At 61.3% G+C, this 19,346-nt stretch carries 12 protein-coding genes and 1 tRNA gene; 1 reads left to right on the top strand and 12 read right to left on the bottom strand.

Annotation, left to right across the window (positions count from 1 at the left end):
* Window positions 1-390 precede the first annotated feature (390 nt).
* Window positions 391-681, bottom strand: coding sequence for a type II toxin-antitoxin system RelE/ParE family toxin (locus tag E4Q23_RS22385; protein ID WP_211203902.1), 291 nt, complete (start codon window positions 679-681; stop codon window positions 391-393).
* On the bottom strand, window positions 681-947 hold the full coding sequence (locus E4Q23_RS22380; RefSeq protein WP_169068636.1) for a type II toxin-antitoxin system ParD family antitoxin: 267 nt from the start codon (window positions 945-947) through the stop codon (window positions 681-683). The genes E4Q23_RS22385 and E4Q23_RS22380 overlap by 1 nt, the downstream gene beginning before the upstream one ends.
* A gap of 223 nt (window positions 948-1,170) precedes the next feature.
* On the opposite strand from E4Q23_RS22380, the gene E4Q23_RS22375 reads away from it, so the two are divergent.
* Complete coding sequence (locus E4Q23_RS22375) at window positions 1,171-1,740, top strand: recombinase family protein (RefSeq protein WP_169068635.1); 570 nt, start codon at window positions 1,171-1,173, stop codon at window positions 1,738-1,740.
* 116 nt (window positions 1,741-1,856) lie between these two features.
* Here E4Q23_RS22375 and E4Q23_RS22370 read toward each other — a convergent pair whose 3' ends face one another.
* From E4Q23_RS22370 to E4Q23_RS22325, 10 genes are all read right to left on the bottom strand, one after another.
* Window positions 1,857-2,117, bottom strand: a complete 261-nt coding sequence (locus E4Q23_RS22370) for a hypothetical protein (protein WP_169068634.1) — start codon at window positions 2,115-2,117, stop codon at window positions 1,857-1,859.
* Window positions 2,118-2,208: 91 nt separating this feature from the next.
* Window positions 2,209-2,318: transfer RNA gene (locus tag E4Q23_RS22365), tRNA-OTHER, on the bottom strand.
* A 6-nt stretch (window positions 2,319-2,324) separates the two neighbouring features.
* Window positions 2,325-2,825, bottom strand: coding sequence for a helix-turn-helix domain-containing protein (locus E4Q23_RS22360; RefSeq protein WP_169068633.1), 501 nt, complete (start codon window positions 2,823-2,825; stop codon window positions 2,325-2,327).
* A 266-nt stretch (window positions 2,826-3,091) separates the two neighbouring features.
* The gene (locus E4Q23_RS22355) at window positions 3,092-6,433 is read right to left on the bottom strand and encodes a Swt1 family HEPN domain-containing protein (RefSeq protein WP_169068632.1); all 3,342 of its coding nucleotides are present in this window, start codon (window positions 6,431-6,433) and stop codon (window positions 3,092-3,094) included.
* A gap of 3 nt (window positions 6,434-6,436) precedes the next feature.
* A complete protein-coding gene (locus tag E4Q23_RS22350; RefSeq protein WP_248595653.1) occupies window positions 6,437-6,745 on the bottom strand; it encodes a DUF86 domain-containing protein in 309 nt (102 codons plus the stop codon).
* 22 nt (window positions 6,746-6,767) lie between these two features.
* Window positions 6,768-7,067 (bottom strand): nucleotidyltransferase family protein, encoded by a 300-nt coding sequence (locus E4Q23_RS22345; protein WP_169068630.1) that lies wholly within the window; start codon window positions 7,065-7,067, stop codon window positions 6,768-6,770.
* A gap of 19 nt (window positions 7,068-7,086) precedes the next feature.
* On the bottom strand, window positions 7,087-9,981 hold the full coding sequence (locus tag E4Q23_RS22340) for a DUF1156 domain-containing protein (RefSeq protein ID WP_169068629.1): 2,895 nt from the start codon (window positions 9,979-9,981) through the stop codon (window positions 7,087-7,089).
* 9 nt (window positions 9,982-9,990) lie between these two features.
* Complete coding sequence (locus E4Q23_RS22335) at window positions 9,991-11,073, bottom strand: PDDEXK nuclease domain-containing protein (RefSeq protein ID WP_169068628.1); 1,083 nt, start codon at window positions 11,071-11,073, stop codon at window positions 9,991-9,993.
* Window positions 11,074-11,145: 72 nt separating this feature from the next.
* Window positions 11,146-15,387 carry a sacsin N-terminal ATP-binding-like domain-containing protein gene (locus E4Q23_RS22330; protein ID WP_169068627.1) on the bottom strand — a complete coding sequence of 1,414 codons (4,242 nt, stop codon included), beginning with the start codon at window positions 15,385-15,387 and terminating at the stop codon, window positions 11,146-11,148.
* The gene (locus tag E4Q23_RS22325; RefSeq protein ID WP_169068626.1) at window positions 15,384-18,965 is read right to left on the bottom strand and encodes a helicase-related protein; all 3,582 of its coding nucleotides are present in this window, start codon (window positions 18,963-18,965) and stop codon (window positions 15,384-15,386) included. Before E4Q23_RS22325 ends, E4Q23_RS22330 begins: the two co-directional genes overlap by 4 nt.
* Window positions 18,966-19,346 lie beyond the last annotated feature (381 nt).

The raw sequence follows: 19,346 nt of genomic DNA, 5'->3' as shown, positions 1-19,346 counted from the left end.
ACCCGCAAAGGCAAAGTCAACGACAGCATCAAAAGCAGAGTCAAAGGCAACACCGGGGCAGCGCCGTTCAGCTGCTAGTGAAGTTAAGTGCACACCTTAAACTCGGTTGATATTTGTCTTGACTCAGGGGACCACTTTATTCCTCTTCGCTTGATACGAAAAGAGTCCGGAGCGCACCAAGACGATTGGTCTTTCCGCCCCTGGAAACGACGAGCACCCAATGCTGAAGCAGGTCACGCATCAGACGGACCTCGTAGTACCTGGTACTTGTCTCCCAGCGAACGCGCATCGTTGCCTCTCCTCCACGCTGCATTGCAGGCCATCATTGAAAAGCAGAAGACGGTGAAACGGCCCTCCATCGAACGACTACCGCCGTCCGGCACCGCAACGTCAATGGTGAAACGCTGTCCCCACGTCACGAGCACTGTGCAGGACACGCGCAATCCAAACTACGTCCTCATTTGGCCGGTAGAAAATGAGGTAACGCCCGTGCGGCAGCACTCGCACACCGTCGCCTAGCTCAGGACGCGGCGCACCGATACCCGGCTGAATGGTGAGCCTGCCGCAGTCCGCTTCAAGCTCATCCACGAACGATTTCGCACGAGCCGGATTGTCATGCGCAATGAAGGCGGCGATTTCGATCAGGTCGAGCTGGCTTTCTGGCGAGAACTCCAGACGCATCACTCCGCCTCGCCGGCGGCAATCTCGTCGATCCGCCGCCGCAAGTTCTCGAAGACCTGCCCGGCAGGAATTCCCGGCCCGCCTTCCATGCCTCTCTGCACTTCTGCTCGTAGCGCCTCAAACTTGAGGGCTCGCAGCTTTTCTTGGTCTTCGAGCATCCGCAGCCCTTCGCGGACAACCTCGCTGGCGTTGTTGTACCGTCCCGACGAGAGTTGCGACTTCACGAACTCCTCAAAGTGGGAACCGAGCGCGACACTGGTTGGCATAGCAGACCTCCAACTAATAGTTAGTAACTACTATTTCTATACGTTCGCCGAACGAGTGTCAATCGCCATCCGCGTCCGCCGTCACGAAGGGGTCAGGCAGGGCAGGGGGCGTTGCACAAACGTTCCTTTGCGCAACGCGAAGCCAACGACCCCAGCGCCAGGCCTTGCAGGTTGCAAAAACGTATTGCAAAATAGAAACAAATGGCAACAGGAATTTGCAATCATGCGCATCGGCTACGCCCGCGTTTCTACCCAGGATCAAGACACCGCACTTCAGATCGGCGCACTTGAGGCCGCCGGCTGCGAAAGAGTCTTTCAGGAGAAGGCGTCTGGGGGCCGCTGGGACCGCCCGGAGCTGCATCATCTGCTCGGGCATTTACGCAAGGGTGACGTCGTCGTCGTGTGGAAGCTCGACCGGCTTTCCCGTTCCCTCAAAGATCTGCTCCTGACCCTCGAAAAAATTGACGGGGCAGGGGCCGATTTCCAGAGCCTGACCGAGGCGATTGATACCTCTACACCCGCTGGCCGAATGATGATGCAGATCGTCGGTTCATTCGCCGAGTTCGAGCGCGCCATGTTGCGCGAACGCACCCGCACGGGCCTCGACGCCGCCCGGCAGCAAGGCCGAATTGGGGGGCGCCGCGCCAAGCTCACCCCCCAGCAACAGAAGGAAGTGATCGACCTGGTCACATCAGGACGGAAGACTGGCGCCGACGCCGCCAGGTTGTTTCGGGTACATCCTTCCACCGTGGTCCGTTTGCTGGCCAAGGACAGGCAAGTCAGCGCGAAATAAGGTCGTTGAGTTCTGCGCGGTTGTGTATTTCACATCGACGCGCGGGCGAATAGCTCAGTCGCCAGTATCGACCGCCTGAAAACACTCAAGGTCGAACAAGACGGCTCCCCGATCACCTACACCCGTGGCGTTTCACACGGCAAAAGCAAGCACATCTTGATGCGTTTCAGGCCTGCATCAACGCTTTCCGCCAGCTTGATCGCTTCGGGATCTGTGAAGCGTTTCTCCGTTGCCCATTCGCAGAAGGAGGCCATCAGTGCTGCTCTTTCGGCGGTGAGTTTTGAGTCGGTCAAGCCGGCTTCGATGATCGGGATAAGACCCGCCGCCGCGCGGAGACGATTGAGTTCCGGGGTTGCGGGAGAAATCTGTTTCGACATCTCGCCATTCTAGCGAGGAGCCGCGCACCACGTACACCACAACAACCAACCCTGATCGCTTCGGTTACGAGGCGATCAGGGGTTCTGCAAATGGGAGCGGCGGCGGGACTTGAACCCGCGCCCTTCCTGCCCGTATTATCAAGGTGTCGGCCTTGAGTTCCGTCGCAAGCAGGATGCTCTATCCGGCTGAGCTACGTCGCTAAACTTTCACATCTTGTTTTGTTGTGCGGGGGCTGCTTGCAGCCCACCGCGTCGGCTCGCTTGGCGTTTGACCTCTTTCGCTTCCTCGAAGTCCGGCGCGATCTTCTTGAGCCTTTCCACCAGGCCAGACAAATCGTATTCGTTGCTCAGCCTGCCGCCGTTTTTGGCGTAGCGTTCATTGCGTGTCAGCAGTCCAGCTGCTTCCAAGTCTGCCATGTAGCGTTGCACCTGCCTCGGGCCCAGTCCTAGCCGCTCGCCGATCGTTTCCTTGCTCGGATATGGCTTGCGCATATGATCCCACCAGTAGTCGCAAAGCTGCATCAGTACCGCCAACTGCGTCGGGTTCAAGCCAAGCCTCCGCTGCGCACGTAGAAGGATAGATGGAATGATGCAGAAGCCTTGCTTCATCACCACTCTTCCCCATTTTTTGTCGGACGATTGCACCGGATTAGAGGCGCGCAACGGCACCACTTTTGCGGCCTTTCCTCCCGCTACACTGTCAACCATCCTTTTTCTCCTGTGGCGTTTCGATGGCATGACTGTACGGCATGTGGTCACGGAAATGAAGAACCTCCCTGCGGTCACCCCAGACCAGGGGTAGCAGACAGCCCCGTCACATGAGCTATGGTCGCAGATGACCTACAAAGAAGGACTCTGCTCAACTAGCATAACTGCTAACAGCGATACCAAGGTAAGGAACCCCAGCGACGGGTCACCGATGACTAGAGGGGTTTAGCCTCCAGGTCCCAAAAGTGTCGCGCGACCGCTCGCACCTACTCCTTCTCGAACCCCTGACTCGTAAACTTCAGCGTCCGGCTGTTCTCGGTCACCGTCCGCACGACATGATCCGGCGCCCCATCCGGGATCTCGGCTTCCACCTCGATGGTGACCGTCACCGACGCGCCGACGAGTCCAGCGAGGTGCGCAATGACTTCATCGGCGATCCGGCTGGCGTCCCGACCAACACGTGCGGTCTCGAGGATCGCCGTGCCGTGGAAGCGCTTTGGCTTCACCGCCCCTGGCGGGACTGAACTGGTCTGCGTCGTGCCCGGCAGGGGAGACGCTGTCCCGGCGTTGCCTCCCGCAGGCGACTGCCCTGTCACCCCATCTGCCGGGCGCGCACTACGCTCGGACTCCAGCTGCTTGCTGGCCACATCGGGCTTCACCACCAGATCCGGCGCATGCGCGTCGACCATCGTTACCATCGTGCCGCCGCGCAGCCCCTTGTAGCGGCCTTCACCCTCGTCGAAACTGTCGGCAAGCGCAAAGCTGTCCTGCATCCAGGTGAGCAGGTTCACGCCATCGCGGATCGCGTCGAGCAGCACACTGGAGTTTCTGAGCCGGGGCAGGTAGAGATAGCGCGCGAAATCGTCGACCAGTTGTTTCACGGCCACGTGGTTGCCGCGCCAGAGCGGCACGCGGTCGAGTTCCATGCGCAGGCGTGTCGGGGCGAAGCTGGTCAGGTAGTGCTCGTCGGTACGCAGTTTCTTGCTCGCGCGCACGGCCAGCGCGTCCTGCCCCTGCAGGCGCAGTGCCTCCCAGGTGGTTGCCGCCTGCGGTGTCCCTTGCACCGGTACCAGCAGCCATTGATAGGTCTCGGGTAGTCGTGCCGTCACGGCGCCGTCGGCAGAAGTCTTCTGCGTCTCGGCCTGGGTGACCTGGTAGGGCGTCAGGTTGAGGTTCTTCTGCTCATCGAGAATCGATTTCCACGCCAGGAACTTGCGCGCCGCTTCGTCGAGGTCCTGCAGGCGCGTCTTGTCGGCGGCCAGGAAAACAAGCGTATTGCGGTACAGGCGTGGCGTGTTGCCGCGGTTTTCCAGGATCGCCTTGGCAACCAGCTCGGCGGCGCTGCCGCCTTCCCGGCTGTACGGATGATTGACGCCGAGCACCACCAGACGCGCGTCGAGATCGTCGGGCACGTCCGCGCCGCTCGCCGGCATCGGGTGGATGCGCGGGAAGTCGCCGGTACGGGCGAGGTCCTTGCGCAGGCGCTGCTCCAGCTCATGCGCGACCTTGTCCGGCTCGCGTTTCATCTGTTCGGCGCGGTCTTCAGCCAGCTTGGTTACCGTCGGCTGGGTCGAATACCAGTAATGCGGGCCATCCTGATAGAGGTAGGTGGCCGCGCCGGCCATCCGTCGCAGGGCATCGCCAAAGACCGCTGGCGATTCGCCGGGCATCACGCAACCGAGTTTCACACGGCGGTCCTCGATACCCTGGTGCGCGGCGGCCGTGGTCGGCGCCGAGCCCAGGTAGATCGCGCGCGCCACCCGCCGGCAGGCCGAGAATTTGCCCAGGTTGGGCAGCTCGCTGTCCAGTTTCAGCGGCAGCGAGTTCGGCCCGTCGACGTCCTTCTCGATCACCGGCACCCAGTTGTCCGATAGGTAGCGCGTCAGTTCGGACTGTACGCGCGCGTCGTCGATCGACACGTTGGCCGGCAGGATCAGCGGGTTGCGGTCGCCCTTTTCCCAGAGGCTGTGAATCACCGCCGCCATCAGCCGCAGCACGCCGCGCGTACGTTGAAACTTCACCAGCGTCGACCAATCGGTGTACAGCCGGTCGAAGATTTCCGGGTGAATCGGGTACGCCGCCTTGATGCGCTGCTCGTACTCGGATTCCCGGCACTCCGGCGGAAACTCCGCCTGCTGCGTACGGTAGAAGTCGGCGAAAGCGCGCGCCACCACGTCGCGGTCCTTGAATGCCTGGTCGGCCAGCGGCTGGAACAGGCGCCGACGCACGATCTCGAAACCCTCTTCGGCACTCGCTGGCCGCCACGACGATTCGACACGCCCGACGACGTTGCGCAAGCGATCCAGCGCCTCGCGGCCGCGCGTGCCACCGACTTCCACGTCGTCGGCCTGAGTGTGTGGCGACGCGCCGGAAGTATCCGAAGCCGGCAGGCTGATCACCAGCAGGCAGTTCTTCGCCAGCTTGGCCGATTCGGTGAGCAGCTGCGCGAAGGTGAATTGCGTCTCGAAGCCGCCGGCAGGCAGGTCGCTCTGGTCGTGGAGCTGGCGTGCATAGGCCACCCATTCGTCGACCAGGATCAGGCAGGGGCCGTAGTCGTTGAACAGTTCGCGCAGCACGTCGCCGGGGCTGGTCGCATTCTCGTCGTCGGCCTGCACTCGGGCGAAGGCTTTCTTGCCGCCCAGTTGCCAGGCGAGTTCTCCCCACAGTGTGCGCACCACCGTGCCATCGGGTTTGGTCGACGGGTTGCCCGGAGAAATCTTGTTGCCGACCAGCACCACTCGCTGCGCCTTGAGCGCGCCCTTGGCGCCGGCCGCCTGCATGATCGCGTCGATGCCCGGCAGCTCGGTCGGCGCAATGCCCGAGAAGAGGTGATACAAGGCCAGCATCGAGTGTGTCTTGCCGCCGCCGAAGTTGGTCTGCAATTGCACCACCGGGTCACCACCACCGACGGTCAGACGGCGCACCGCGCCGACCAGCATCTCGGTCAGGCTCGCGGTGAGATAGGTGCGCCGGAAGAACTCGACCGGATCCCTGTATTCCGGCGTGCCTTCGCCCAGATGCACCTGCCACAGGTCGGCAGCAAACTCGGCCTGCTGATAGCGCCCGCTGGCCACGTCTTCGTGCGGCATCACCACTTCCCGCCATGGCTTGAGGCTGCCCGTCACGCCGCTCTCGATGGCGGTACCGGCCGACTTGCGCTTCTCGCCGCGCGCCTGCTCGTCGAAGCGCACGCGCAGCAGCTCGGTCTTCATCTTCTCGACTTCGCCGGCCTGCGGTGCGGAAATGGCCGTCAGCAGGCGTGCGGCAGAATCGAGTGCGCGGTAGGCGTCGTCGCTGGAGAAGGTTTCCTGATGCGCCCAGCTATTGCGGACGGCCAGCAGCTCGTTCACGAGGCTGCGCTCCGTCTTGCCGAGGACCTGGCGAAACACCTCGCTCCATTTGCGATCCATGACCACCAGTGAGGCGGCGATGTCGTTGAGCGATTCGGTTTTGCCGGCGCCGAGGCGGGTATCGGACAGGATGTCCTTCACCTCGAAAGCCCAGCCAGTACCGTATTTCGCCTTGAATTCGCGCTCGATGAACGGCACCACGCCGGTCTTGAGAAGCTCCAGCGCCTTGCCGACGCGTTCGAAATTGGTGGTAGCCATTCGTCAGTTCCCGGTTTGCTGGAACATTGCCAGTTTTTCCAGCAAGTCCGGCACCGCTTCTCGTGCCGTCCGCCAAAGAATGTCCAGGTCGATATCAAAATAGGCATGCGCCAGACGATTGCGCATCCCCGTGACTTCCTTCCAGGGCACGTTCGGCAGGGCGTCCTGGGCCTCGTGCGACACACGACTGGCCGCCTCGCCGATGATTTCGATGGCGCGCGTCAGTGCAAAACAGAGCATTTCGTCCTGATCGAGATCCTGCCTTTGCCGTCCCGCGAGAAAGCGAGCCGTCGATTCGGCGGCTCCTATCATGTGCTGGATTCGCACCCGATCCTCAGGCTGCATATTGCACCTCGGCCGTACGCACCACCTCGTCCCGAAAATAGCGCGACAAGTCACCCGCGGTACGCAGATCGACTTTCTTGCCCAACATCGCGGACAGCTCGATTTCCATCCCGGCGATCCCGAACAGCGTCGGAATGTGCTCGGGATCGAATTCCACCAGCAGGTCGACGTCGCTGTCCGGGCGTGCCGTTCCCTTCAGTTGCGAGCCAAACAACGATAGCCGGCGAATGTGATGGGCTTCGCAGAAGCGCGCCAGCATGTCTTCGTCGAGGTTCAACAATCGGTTCATGAAATGCTCCTTCGCGGCTTCATTCGTGCCCAAACATGTCAAGCGTATCAGGCGTTACGGCGCGGGGCTTGTCCGCGGCGAGGCGGGTGATTTCCGGCCAGCTCTGCACCAGGCCGTTGTAGGCCATGGCCTCGGTGGCGCGCTTCTTGCGTTCGCACAGGGTGTAGAGGCGGTAGCAGAGTTCGCGGGCCGTTTCCGCCTGGCTGCCGAGCCTGGCGACCAGTGCTGCGGCAGCACCTTCGCCACCGGCTTCGAGGACGCGGATCAGTTGGTGCACCATTTCCCAGACGGTGAGACGGCTGTCGGTCCTGGGATCCCAGTCGGCAGGCAGTTCGACGGGTTTCAGCAGGCGCACCTTGCCGGCCTTGGAAACCAGAATGCCGGCCTCGACCAGACCGGCGACGGCGGTGTTCTTGGACTTGGAGAGCTGCTCGGCAACGCCATAATCGCCCTCGGCGAAGCCGGTCTGATCAAACCAAGTGAGCGCCCAGCGGGTATCGGCATCGAAGTCGCCTTCCTGTTCGGCCAGAGCTTCGTCGAGTACCTGGTTGATGAGAGTCAACGCGGCGCGTACCGGGAGCGGCTTGCCGTCAGCGTCGAGCACCTTGTCGTAACGGGTATAGACAGCCATGCCGGGACCGATCGCTGCCTGCGCCAAGTCCACAGGAGCGATGTTGCCACGCTGAAGGTGAGCAAGCGCAGCGGGCAGTTCGGCCTTGAGCGCAGTAACAAAATCCCGGCGGGTGGCTGTGTGTGCATTGCCGGACCGTTGGCGGCAGACGAGGACGATGCTGGAAGCGAGGGCGTTGTTTCCGGAGCCGAGCATGCGATTGCTCAGTTCGGTGCGCATCGGCCAGGTACCGCTAATGGCGAAGCCGGACTCGATGACGGCGGCAAGGAATGTGTCCCAGCCGGTATTTGTCGTGCCGTCTGCACCGTCGCTCTCCGCCTGCTTGAAAGCGTAGTAAATGGTAACCGGAAAGGCCGGATGCGCCTGCTCGGCTAGCCGGTGCATGGCTTGCGTCATACCGTCGAGAAAGAACGCCCTAGCCGTTTCTTTGTCGCGGTGGCGATACGCGAAGGCAACCAGTTCTCCGGCTTTTGGCACAGCGAGCGTGGCGAAGAGATCGGTAAAAACAGGTTTCAAAGACCGGCGCAACCAAACGTAGAAGAAGTCTGAAAGGTCGGCATAGGGAACATTGTCGTAATAGGGAGGATCAGTTGAAATGACCTTGCCTTCTGATACGCGCTGGCTCATCGCATCAACTTGATTACTCTCACCAAAGGTCGATCCATAACAAGATGCGACACCTTCAATGCTTTCGGCTGTCCACCCAACTGCTCCAAGAAAACTGCCCGTCCCGTTCAGCAAAGTATTCAATTCTGCGTAGTCCCAAGTCATTGGGATGACTTGTCGAGCAAAGGTATTCCGCGTCGAGTCTCGTTCTGTGAACCATGTACAGATCGTCGAGCCCCGATCTGCGAGTTTTGATATGGCGAACGCTAGATAGACCCCAACCGCATCTCCATAGGCAATGGCTCCGTCGCCTCCAATAGCCAAAGGTTTGTCGTTACCACTCTGGTCCGCAATGGCGGCGTCGCGACCAGCTCGTTCCCGTACTTCCTGTACAAGGTCAGAGAAAGTTCCCAATGCCTCGAGCTGTCGGTCTGTGAATAGCTGGGAGAACTTCTCCAACCCATAGGGCTTTACACCAAGATACTGAGTGCTACCAGAAATCAGAATATCAGGCTTCCACTCAGGCTTTGCATGTAGCGCAGCGGACTCCATGTCCTCAGTCGGTGGCAGGTATATTCGTCCGCGATCACCTTCTGCGACGAGGGCCATCAACCGCGCACCCATGCGACCTGCCTTTCCCTCACCCTTGACATGGTCGCCTGTCATGGGCGTGCCCGACATCAGGCACTTGAAGTTCGCCCCGCGCGACAGCTTAGTGCCGGTTTTTGCCCCTTTCGCGTCCATCGGCTTGCCCACCTTCACCGTGAAGCGATAGCCGCTCCCTTCGATCACCGGCTCGACATAGACCTCCTTGCCCGCTTTGGTGGAAAGCATGAAAGTCGAGGCGAGAGGCACGTCGACGCCGGCAAAAGCCGGGTTTGGGCTTTTCACCGTGCGCGCCCACAACCATGCGACGACGGTAAGCTTCCGGCCAACGTAATTCTTAAGGTCTAGCCGTTCCTTCGCCATCTCCGCTGTAACCTCGACCTTGGGGTAGAGGTGGCCGATCCGCTTCTCGGCCTCGTCGCGCATCCACTGCCCGTAATAGCGCACGTCTTCGGCGAGCCCTTGCGCGCCTCGCCAGCTCTTGTTCATCTGCGCTTTCTGCCGCTGGCCGTCCGGGTTCACCGGCGGCTTGCCGGCGAACTTCGGCGGAATCTCGATCATCGCCTTGTTGATCAGCACCGCCACCGGATTCAGATCGCTGGCGTAGCTCTCCAGCCCCAGCCGCTGTGCTTCCAGCGGCAGTGCACCGCCGCCGGCGAAGGGGTCATGGAAAGCGGGCAGCTTGTAGCGGTCGAACAGCTCTTTCGCGCGCGGGTGGTCGGCGTTCTCGGCGCAGGTATAGCGCCAACTCTTCCAGATCTCATCGCGCGCCTGCTGCAGCACCGTTTCGTTGGTGGTGTTCTCCCACTTCACCAGTTCCTCGATGATCTTGGACAAGCGCTCCCGCTCTTCTTCCTGTTTTTCCTCGGTCGGAAACAGGTCCGGGTGCGCCGACGGGTCATCGACCATCTGGGCAAAGATCACCGCCCGCGCCGCCGCCAGCGGCCGCCGTGCCCACCATAGATGCAGCGTCGAAGGGTGACCGTGGCGGATGGACTTCTCGCGCGCACTGGCGACGTTGATCGCCTCCAACGGCAGGGCTACTTCGATGAGTTTTTTCTTTGGGGTCATGGTGCTCTTCTAGTCGTCTTGCTTGCTCGGTTCATCTGGTGTGCCTGTCCGGGTCAGCGTGTAGAACTCATGCAGCTTGGCCTGGAGCAGTTTTCTGTCGGGTAGCCGGGTCCAGTACTCGGCTACCAATGCCGGCGAAAGCGAGCGACTCAGGGCGTACTCGACGACTTCGCTGTCCTTGCTGGCACAAAGCAGTACGCCGATAGACGGGCCTTCATGCGGTTTGCGCAAGTCACGGTCGAGGGCTTCGAGATAAAACTCCAGCTTGCCGAGGTGTTCGGGCTGGAATTCGCCAATCTTCAGCTCGATGGCGACCAGGCAATTCAGTTCGCGATGAAAAAACAGCAGATCGAGGGCAAAGTCGCGACCCCCTACCTGCAGCGGCACTTCGCTGCCGATGAAACAGAAGTCGCGGCCCATTTCGCTGAGAAATCGCCTGAGATTGTGCAGCAGGCTCTGGTGCAGATCGGCCTCGAGATGGCCGTCTGGCAATTCGAGGAACTCGACGACGTAGGCATCGCGAAAGACAGTTGCGGCACCAGGATGAAGTTCTCTCAACGCTGTTGAGAGTTTTGGCGGGTGCAACACCGCACGTTCGAACAGGGCGCTGTCGATCTGGCGGGCGACTTCCCGTACCGGCCAGCGTTGCTGGCAGCTCATGCGCAGGTAGAACTCGCGCTCCTCGGGACGCTTGGTCTTGGCGAGGAGGTGCAGGTGCGCCGACCAGGGCAGTTCTCTCAACAGCGTCGAGAGTTCCGGGCGATCTGCCAGCTGCTGACCCCAGGTTTCGTAGAACTGGCGCATTCGCCACAGGTTCTGCGGTGAGAAACCACGCTGTCCGGGTTGGCGCGATTGAATGTACGACGCCAGCGCGGTGACCGTACTCTTGCCCCAGCCATCGCTGGCGATGCGTGCGCTGATTGCCTTGCCGACTTGCCAGTAGAGATCGATGAGGGCCGTATTGACGGCAACCAGGGCGCGCTCCCGGGCCGCCTGAATCAGTTCGGCGACTTCAGCGAACCCGTCTTGTTGACCTGTGGCGTCGGTAGACGTCGGCGGGGATGTCTGGGCGTTCCGCTTGACTGGTTTCATTGCAGTACGCCCAGGTGCTTGACCGTCTTTGGCAGCCTGCGGTCGACTACCCTGCGGCTGTTGTGCCTGAGGCTATTGCTTGTGGTCATGATCAATTACCAATCGATAGCTTGCCGGATAGAGCTTTATCTCGCGACCATCGAGCATCGCGCGTAGACGCGTTCCTGATACTTCGACGGGTTCCCCCTGCGCATCCGAAAGCACGAGCGAATAGCTGTCAGGGGAGTGGTCGAGCAGACCCCAGATGTCCGCTTCGATCTGGAGCGCGTGCAGTTCGAGGCAATGCTCCTTCGGCCAGTAGTAACAGACCAGATCACCTTCTGCCGTCCGCCGTTCCCACGGGAAGCGCACATCATGCGCCTTGGCGATCCAGCTGCCGTCCGAATGAAAAAAGCGCTCGGCTCCATCCCTCTGATAGCCTTTCGCACGAGCAAAGCGCTCGATGATGCTCAACTTCGGCGGTTTGTGGATCAGCGGTGGCCTGGGCAAAGGATCGTGATGACTCTCCGGATCCTGAGGGATATCGGCATCGTCACTCTGGGTATCGCTTTCGGCCCCGTTATCGGGTTCCTCAAGATGGATGGTAGTGCCTTCGCCATCGTCCTGGTCTGCCGCATTGTCCGCTGGGGGATTCGTCGCGGCAAACTCCGAGCCGTTGTCGCTGATCGAGGTGCCTGGCTCGCCTGTTGCGCTCTGGCCTGGGGCGATCGGTACCGTGCCTATTTCTTGCGGACCTAGCTTGAAGTTCTCCTCCAGGTACTCCGTCACGAACGCCGGCGGGCGATCGAAACACAGCTTGATGGCGTCGGCGAGATCCTGCCGCCGAAAAGCCCGTCCGAGTTCCTGCGCTACCGCACGGGCAAGTTTTGAGAGAGGGCGGTCCTCAACATAGAGAACGCCGCCCAACCAAACGGCCTCTGCGCGCCTCGGCGTGCCTGCCGGGGTTCCGTCGATATACGGAATGATTTCGAGCCCCGGAGCTGTCTGCCAAATCGTGTCTGCAAGGTCGGCGGCAAGTTTCCGGACGCGATCCTGTTCGGGTGTGTCGTCCAGTTCTATACGCCGTAGCTCAACCCCCAACTGGTTCAGCCATGGCCAACGTTCCGCCCCGGCAGGAATACGCAGTGTGCTGTGCAATCGCTCCTCGATTCGCCCGGCAAGATGGGGAAGCCCGGAGAAGGGGAGGGCAGCCGAAACCTCTGCCGGCAAGGGTTGCAGATCGGCGGTCTTTTGCTTGATACCTTCATGGAGGTGCTTCCAGCTCACCAACGACTGCATGGACAAGGAGTAGGAAAGCGTATCCACCGACACCCATGCACCGGATAGGTTGAGCCAATGCTGGCACTCGCTCCAGATCCGCCGCGGATGACGCGGCAGAAGTGCGCGGACCCGGCGCGCATCGTCTTGAGACAGGACTTCTCCGGAAGGCTGGCCGAGTAGCCATTGAATCGCCAGATCGGCCGTCGGGCGGTCGGCGATACCGATTTTCCGCCATAACATCAGGTCGCGGACGCCCGCGCGCACGACGGCCGTGTCCGGCATGGCTTCCTCGTCTGACGACAAAAACACGCCGGCAGCCTTCGTCCAGCCTGCGCCCTCGCTCAATATGATCTTTTCGTCCCGGAAAGCCGCCTTGACGTTGGCCAGGTCCGTCGTTGAGCAGGCTTCAGACAACTGATCGAGTCGCCGGTACCATTTCTCGACTTCATGCACCGGCGGATGATCAGACATGGCCAGCGCCCGAAGGCAGTCCAGAAGACGGTCCGGGCCGGTCGGTACCTCGCGAACGCCGAGCAACTTGAGCAGCGGTCGCGTGGCCTCGTTGTCGAGCAGGCCGTGAATGAAGGGTTCCACGTCCATGAGGGACTCCGTCTCGGGAGTCCGCCGCAGGAGTTCGGCTGGCTTGCGGTAGAACCCGCGGGTATCACGCAGGCAAGGCAGTTCCCGCAACCTCAGAATCCATGTGGCCAAGGGCGGTTCGTTGGAAATTGCTCGCGTGTTGCCGGTTGTGGCTACCTGGCTCACGCGAGCATCCTTCGCTTTCGCCCAGCTGGCCCCAGGTTGGCCAAGCAGGCGGTCGACAATGCGGCCCCAGATGCCGGGATCGTCGTTGGCAAGCACGGACCACCGACGCCAATGGATTTCTTCGAAGTCCCAATCCTCAACCCGGAAATGGTTCGTGACGTAGGAGTAGAAAGGTGCTCTGGATACGCCCCGTCGGAGAAGCTCAGCCTCTACGCCATTGCGACCGTAGATGTCACTCTTTATGCCAACAAGCGGCGCGAAGAGAAGCAAGCCGGCGCGCCCAGAGGTGACCCAGGCAAGCCATTCTTCGTGGGTACAAGACGCGTAGTTCTTCTTGTAATCGGTGTACAGGAAATGCGCGTTGCACCACGCTTGCTCGAAGAAAGCTTCGAGGGTGCCGTCTCGGTCAAAGAGGACAACGCTCGAAACTTTGTGCAGGTGGCGGTCGCGGGTGGCAAAACGAAACGAATCGCCAACGGTAGCGCCGAGCTTGGCGGCGATTTGCGTCAGCTGCACACACTTCGCTATCGAGATGTCTTGCTGTGAGAAAAATTCACCAGCGACTTGCTCGATCACCTCACTTACATCGCTAGCCCCCTCCATCTCGATGGCCCGTAGAACCGCAAGCGCTGCTGCCACCTTGCCCTTGAGGCTTCTGTCATTAAGCTCTTCGGCATGGCGACGCTGCTCGGCAAGAAAGCGTGGCCAGTTCGGGTTGAGCACCAACAAGTGGCCCGCAAGAAACTCCCAGTCTTCCTCGGACTGGAGCAATCGCTTTTCGCCAAGGCGAATCACTTCGCGCGCGGCGTAAAGCACATCCTTTCCTTGTGCCGGGACTATGCGAACCCGCTGGCGATCCGCGTCGGCGCGATATCCCGTGAGCTCTGGGGCGACATAGACCCAGAGCCTCAACAAATGGCCCCAGGTTTCCGGCTTGGGAGGGTGCGTCGACTGCAGCACCTGCAGTACATGGGGCTTGTCGATCTTCTCGACCACTCCCCAGTGGATGAGCTTTTTCTGATGGGCTTCGGTAACGTGATTCGATAGCGGTGGGCGACCAGCATCATCAAACAGCCGCGCGGCTTGATCGGCCGGCCAGATATCCAACAGTGGCGGGGGAAGGATGATGCAGCCGGCGCTCGGTTTCAATTCGCCAGAATTCGTGAGCAGAAATGGCGCCTCGCCTAACACCTCTTCAAAGCATCCCTCGATAGTGGCGGCGCAGACGCCTTCCAGAGTGTTGTCGCTGCGATCGACATCCGGAAAAAGCCCATAGGCGTTGGCGCGCTCCGGCACGCTTGTGCCCGGATCGCCAAGCCACCGGAGCATGACCGACGCAGCAAGCTCGCCCACACGTTGAAGTAGCCAACGATTGGTCGGTGAAGTTTCTGGATCCTTGATCTTCAGTCGGGCGGGGTCCTGGATGAAGGGGGCGTTGCAGGCAAAGGGTAAGGAGGTCTCCACGCCCGTTGGCAGAACGACGTAGAGGCGCCCCTTTGCGCCGAGAACAATCTCGACCTTGCAGGGCGGAAAACCGGCTTCCTGGTTGTCGCTGAGCAGGCGCTCCTGCCGAATCTCGACCAGTGCTTCCTCAGGGAAAGCCTCGGCTTCGGAACGTGCGACAAGAAAGGCCGCGTCAGGGCTGTCATGAAGCGCCATCCATTCGGTCGCGGGTACCGGGCCCGAACCGCGGCTTCTCCAGTGCACATCCTGCGAGCCAATCCGCATCCGGCGGATATGTTTGAAGAACAGAAGCGAGACGGGGCTCGCCAGCCATTCCTGGAGGTTCTTCTCGATCTCTCGCTGTCGGAGCTCATCGCGAATCGGCACCCTGATTAGCGTGCGTTCACTCGCGTTCTGTCTACGCTCGATCCACCTGGGTTCGGTGAAGCGCCTCCGATCAAAGGCAATCGACAGACTCGGCGTGTCGAGTTCGACGGTATCACCAAGGCTGAATGTGCTCTTGAACCCGATGCCGCGAAAGCCGATCGTGTGCAGAGCCCGCTTGTTCGAGTAGCCGAAGCGACATAGCGATGCAAAGTGCTCCTCGGTAAAGTCTTCGCCGTTGTGCGCAAAGACGAAGCAGCCGTCCGTGATATCGACTGATGCCTCGGTAGCGCCCGCATCGTCGGCGTTTTGGAGCAATTCGGACAAGACGTGTCGCGGGCTTTGCACCTGCTTGAAAAGTTGGTGCCAGGGCCCGGCAAGTTCGGGGTCGCGCTCCAGTTGATCCCAGCGCTGGACCGCCTTGTCCCGAAGTGTCTCGAAAAACGCAGGCCTGCCGTTCATCCAGGCGCCTCGGCACGCACGAGCAATTCGGCAAAGTCATAGTTCACGCTGGTCACTCCGAAATCCGGCTCGCGCTGAAAAGGCTGACGCAGATAGTGGCAGCGGTGCGTGTCTTCGCCGGTGAATTCGACAATGGCGAGGATGAAGTCGTCGGGCTTGTTCAGTGAGTACAGGATTTCGTTGCGCGTGACGGTGATCGTCGGCGCGCCGGAGACACGGCCCTTGACTTCGATGAAGCGCAGCTTGCCGGTGCCCGGGATACGGCTCTCGATGTCGTAGCCAAGCTTCTCGAATTCGCGGTCGGTCGGGTCGAAGTCTAGGCTTCGCTCGACATCCATGACGACGGCGCGAGCGCGAGCGGCGCTGATCTGCGTGTCGGCTGGAGGGGTGGGTGAGGCTGTTGCCTGACCGGTCATCGCTTTGATCAGGCCAATCGGAACGATCAGCAGGCCACCCAGCACGACGGGCGGCAAGGGTGAAATCTGCGCTTCGAGCTTGAGGTCGTCAAGCCGCTTTTGCAGCCGACCCTGCAGGAGGTCGGCACGCTTGCGGGCTTCGCCGGAATTGAGCTTGGCGTTGGGTCTGCCAGCCTGTTCCTGCAGCTTGAGCTCCTCGGCGCGGTGGTCCCAGTAGGTGATTTCCTTGGTCAGCCGTTCCTTCACCGCGGCCTCGGTCTTGGCGATGAGCTTGAGCTTGCGTCCGCGCACTTCAGCCAGGTGTTCCGGCACCACATGGGCGACGGCATAGCCCTGTACCTTTCGCTCAAGTTCGCGGTTGATCCACTGGCCTTCGTGCCGATCGAGGATTGCATCGATGCCGGGCTCGCCAGTCTTCAGTGGCCGGTAGTCAAGATAGGGGGCGTAATGGACATGGCGAGTCGTCCCGCTGGCGTCCATCTCGACATAGAGCATGCGCTTCGAGACGACCCGGCGTTCGCCAGCACGGGTAAGGCCCGCGTCCTGGATAGCGTGTTCCAGGTAGAACAGCACGCGCGGTTCCAGACCGGAATCGCGTTCATCGACCAGCACGGTGCCGCGCTTCAGGAGGTCGCGGTTACGCTCCAGCGTAAGGTCGATGACCGCGTCGAGCAGCGGATGACCGGGGCAGACGAAAGCGGCCAGCGGCTGGCCCTGGGGCGCGACCAGGGACTTGTCGAAGGCAATGCGCTCATAGCGCGGCAGCACGGGTTCGCCGATACCGATCAGGCGGTCGCGGTTGCGCACCGGGGCGGGAACGTGACTGATCTCGAAACGACGCGGCTCGCGTTGTTTGGCGGTGCCGCCGAGCTGCTTGAAGGCTTCGTGAAAGAAGGATTCGATGTAGTGCGGCTGCAGACGTCTGGCATCGGCACGCTCCATGTCTTCGCGGATGCGCTGCACGCGGCTGGTGTCCATGGCGTCCTGGGCGAGCGCGCGTTCTTCGAGCAAGTCCTGCACGTGGCCATGGTCGAGCGCAGTATCGAGCACCGTGCTCAGGTAGGCCTTGACCTCGGGCCTCTCGCCGTGGCGAATGGCTTCGATGAGCAGCTCGCGCAGCGACTTGCCCTCGAACTGGAGCTTGCCAAGCACATCGAAGACCTGACCGCCGAGCGCCTGACGCGCCAGTTCGATCTTTTCCAGCAGCTTGCGGTAGACGTCACCTTCGCGGGTTTCTTCGGCCACCAGGTTCCACAGGTGACAGACCTCGGTCTGGCCGATGCGGTGGATACGGCCGAATCGTTGTTCGAGCCGGTTCGGGTTCCACGGCAGGTCGTAGTTGACCATCAGGTGCGCGCGCTGCAGGTTGATACCCTCGCCGGCGGCGTCGGTGGCCAGCAGTACCTGCACTTCCGGGTCGTGCTTGAACGACTCCTGCACCTTCAAGCGCTCTTCGCGGCCGATGCCACCGTGAATGATGACCACGGCTTCCTTGCGGCCGAGCAGCGTGGTGGCGCGCTTTTCGAGATAGTTGAGCGTGTCGCGGTGCTCGGTGAAGATCACCAGCTTCTGGTGCGGTGAAGGGATGGGCGGCGCGATCGTTCCTGAGCCATAGGGCGCAGGGGGTTCGGCGACGCGATGGCTGATGGCGGCCGGCGTGAAAATTTCGGAAAGCAGGCTGGCCAGTTCGCACCACTTGGTATCGGTGCCGCTACGGCGGACGGCCAGCGCCTGGCCTTCCAGGCCTTTCAGGGTTTCGATCTCGATGCGCAGCTCGGCGATGGAACGGGCGGCGGTGGCCTGGTCGAGAATTTCTTCCTCGGCGGCAGCGACTTCGTTGTCGGGCGCCTCGTCCAGATCGTCAAGGTCTTCGCTGTCGAGAGACGGCAGCGATGTCGCAATGATCGGCGCGGCCTGGCCACCGCGGTGGAGGAGTTCCAGCTCTCGTAGCCGACTTTCCAGTTTCTCGCGTCGGCGGCGAAGAGATTGATAGATGGCTTCGGGTGAGGAAGCCAGGCGCCTTTGCAGGATGGTCAGCGCAAAGCCGACGGTGCCGGCGCGCTTGTCGTTTTCCAGGGCCTCGGCGCGATTGAATTCCTCGCGCACGTAGTCGGTAACGGTCTTGTAGAGGTGGGTTTCGGCATCCGACAGCTTGTAAGGAACGGTGTGCGCGATTCGTTCGGGGAACAGCGGCGTGCCGTCGAACTTGAGCAGGTTTTCCTTGACCATCCGGCGCATCAGGTCGGAAACGTCGGCGCTGTGCACGCCATCGCGATAGCGGCCCTCGAAGCGGTCGCCGTCGAGCAGCGCCATGAACAACTGGAAGTCGGCTTCCTTGCCGTTGTGCGGGGTCGCCGACATCAGCAGGAAGTGCCGAGTGAGTGTCGACAGCAGCTGGCCAAGGCGATAGCGCTTGGTGTATTTGGTCTCGCCGCCGAACACCGTGGCGGACATCTTGTGCGCTTCGTCGCAAACCACCAGGTCCCAGCGGCAATCGGGGGCCTGCAGCTTCTGTTGCACGTCTTCGTTGCGCGAGAGCTTGTCGAGGCGGGCGATGACCAGGTTGGTCTCGAGGAACCAGTTGCCGGTACGCGCCGCTTCAAGCTTGTCGTTGGTAAGGATGTCGAAGGGCAAATGGAAGCGGCGGTAGAGTTCATCCTGCCATTGCTCGGCCAGGCTGCCAGGGCAGACGATCAGGCAGCGCTGCAGGTCGCCACGGACGATCAGCTCCTTGATCAGCAAGCCGGCCATGATCGTCTTGCCGGCGCCGGGGTCGTCCGCCAGAAGGAAACGCAGCGGCTGGCGGGGAAGCATGGTTTCGTAGACGGCGGTGATCTGGTGCGGCAGAGGATCGACGACAGAGGTATGAACGGCCAGCACAGGGTCGAACAGATGTGCCAGGCGGATGCGCTGTGCCTCGGAGACCAGACGGAAAAGAGCGCCGTCGCCATCGAAGCTCCAGGGTCGGCCCTGCTCGACCAGTTCCAAGCGGGGCTCGTCGTGGCGGTACAGCAGTTCGTTGGCGACCCGGCCGGCGGCGGTCTTGTAGGTCAGTTCCAGCGCTGCATCGCCATACCACTGAACGCTGACCACGGTCACCAGTGCGTCTGGAACGATGCCGCGGATGGCGGCGTCGGTCTGGAGTTGCTCTAGCTTCATCATGACGGAAGCTGCGCGTAGTGGTCCCAGTTTGCGCATCCTGCATACTCATGCACGATGTCGGTAACGCTATGGAAAGTCCTCTCGAACATTGCTCCCTGCCTCGTTCTTTGTTTTGTTCCTTATAGCCCGTGCGGGTTTTTAAGGCCAGAGCAATTTTCGGGGTTCTGGGCACAATGGAACAGCGAACCGACTTAAGGGCCATCAACCACCATTCGCCCTGCCCAATGGCTGTAGCTCGCTGCGCCTCGCGCAATAGCCTCTGGCACCGAGAACGAGTAGCGTCCGAGCATGTTGACGGCGGTGTAAGCCGGAACCCCAGAAAATTCCGTCATCCCAACCCCAACCCGACGACAAGCGCGTCCAGGTCGATCACCTTGCCGT

Source organism: Candidatus Accumulibacter phosphatis (assembly GCF_012939955.1).
GTDB classification, from domain to species: domain Bacteria; phylum Pseudomonadota; class Gammaproteobacteria; order Burkholderiales; family Rhodocyclaceae; genus Accumulibacter; species Accumulibacter delftensis.
The sequence above is the reverse complement of the archived record's forward strand: the minus strand, read 5'-3'. Positions and strand labels throughout refer to the sequence as shown.

Bases quoted from the DNA above. Each gene is read 5' to 3' on its own strand.
- E4Q23_RS22340 (WP_169068629.1), bottom strand. From the start codon at position 9,981: ATGACCCCAAAGAAAAAACTCATCGAAGTAGCCCTGCCGTTGGAGGCG.
- E4Q23_RS22325 (WP_169068626.1), bottom strand. From the start codon at position 18,965: ATGATGAAGCTAGAGCAACTCCAGACCGACGCCGCCATCCGCGGCATC.
- E4Q23_RS22380 (WP_169068636.1), bottom strand. From the start codon at position 947: ATGCCAACCAGTGTCGCGCTCGGTTCCCACTTTGAGGAGTTCGTGAAG.
- E4Q23_RS22345 (WP_169068630.1), bottom strand. From the start codon at position 7,067: ATGAACCGATTGTTGAACCTCGACGAAGACATGCTGGCGCGCTTCTGC.
- E4Q23_RS22350 (WP_248595653.1), bottom strand. From the start codon at position 6,745: ATGATAGGAGCCGCCGAATCGACGGCTCGCTTTCTCGCGGGACGGCAA.
- E4Q23_RS22375 (WP_169068635.1), top strand. From the start codon at position 1,171: ATGCGCATCGGCTACGCCCGCGTTTCTACCCAGGATCAAGACACCGCA.
- E4Q23_RS22355 (WP_169068632.1), bottom strand. From the start codon at position 6,433: ATGGCTACCACCAATTTCGAACGCGTCGGCAAGGCGCTGGAGCTTCTC.
- E4Q23_RS22335 (WP_169068628.1), bottom strand. From the start codon at position 11,073: ATGAAACCAGTCAAGCGGAACGCCCAGACATCCCCGCCGACGTCTACC.
- E4Q23_RS22330 (WP_169068627.1), bottom strand. From the start codon at position 15,387: ATGAACGGCAGGCCTGCGTTTTTCGAGACACTTCGGGACAAGGCGGTC.
- E4Q23_RS22370 (WP_169068634.1), bottom strand. From the start codon at position 2,117: ATGTCGAAACAGATTTCTCCCGCAACCCCGGAACTCAATCGTCTCCGC.
- E4Q23_RS22385 (WP_211203902.1), bottom strand. From the start codon at position 681: ATGCGTCTGGAGTTCTCGCCAGAAAGCCAGCTCGACCTGATCGAAATC.
- E4Q23_RS22360 (WP_169068633.1), bottom strand. From the start codon at position 2,825: ATGGTTGACAGTGTAGCGGGAGGAAAGGCCGCAAAAGTGGTGCCGTTG.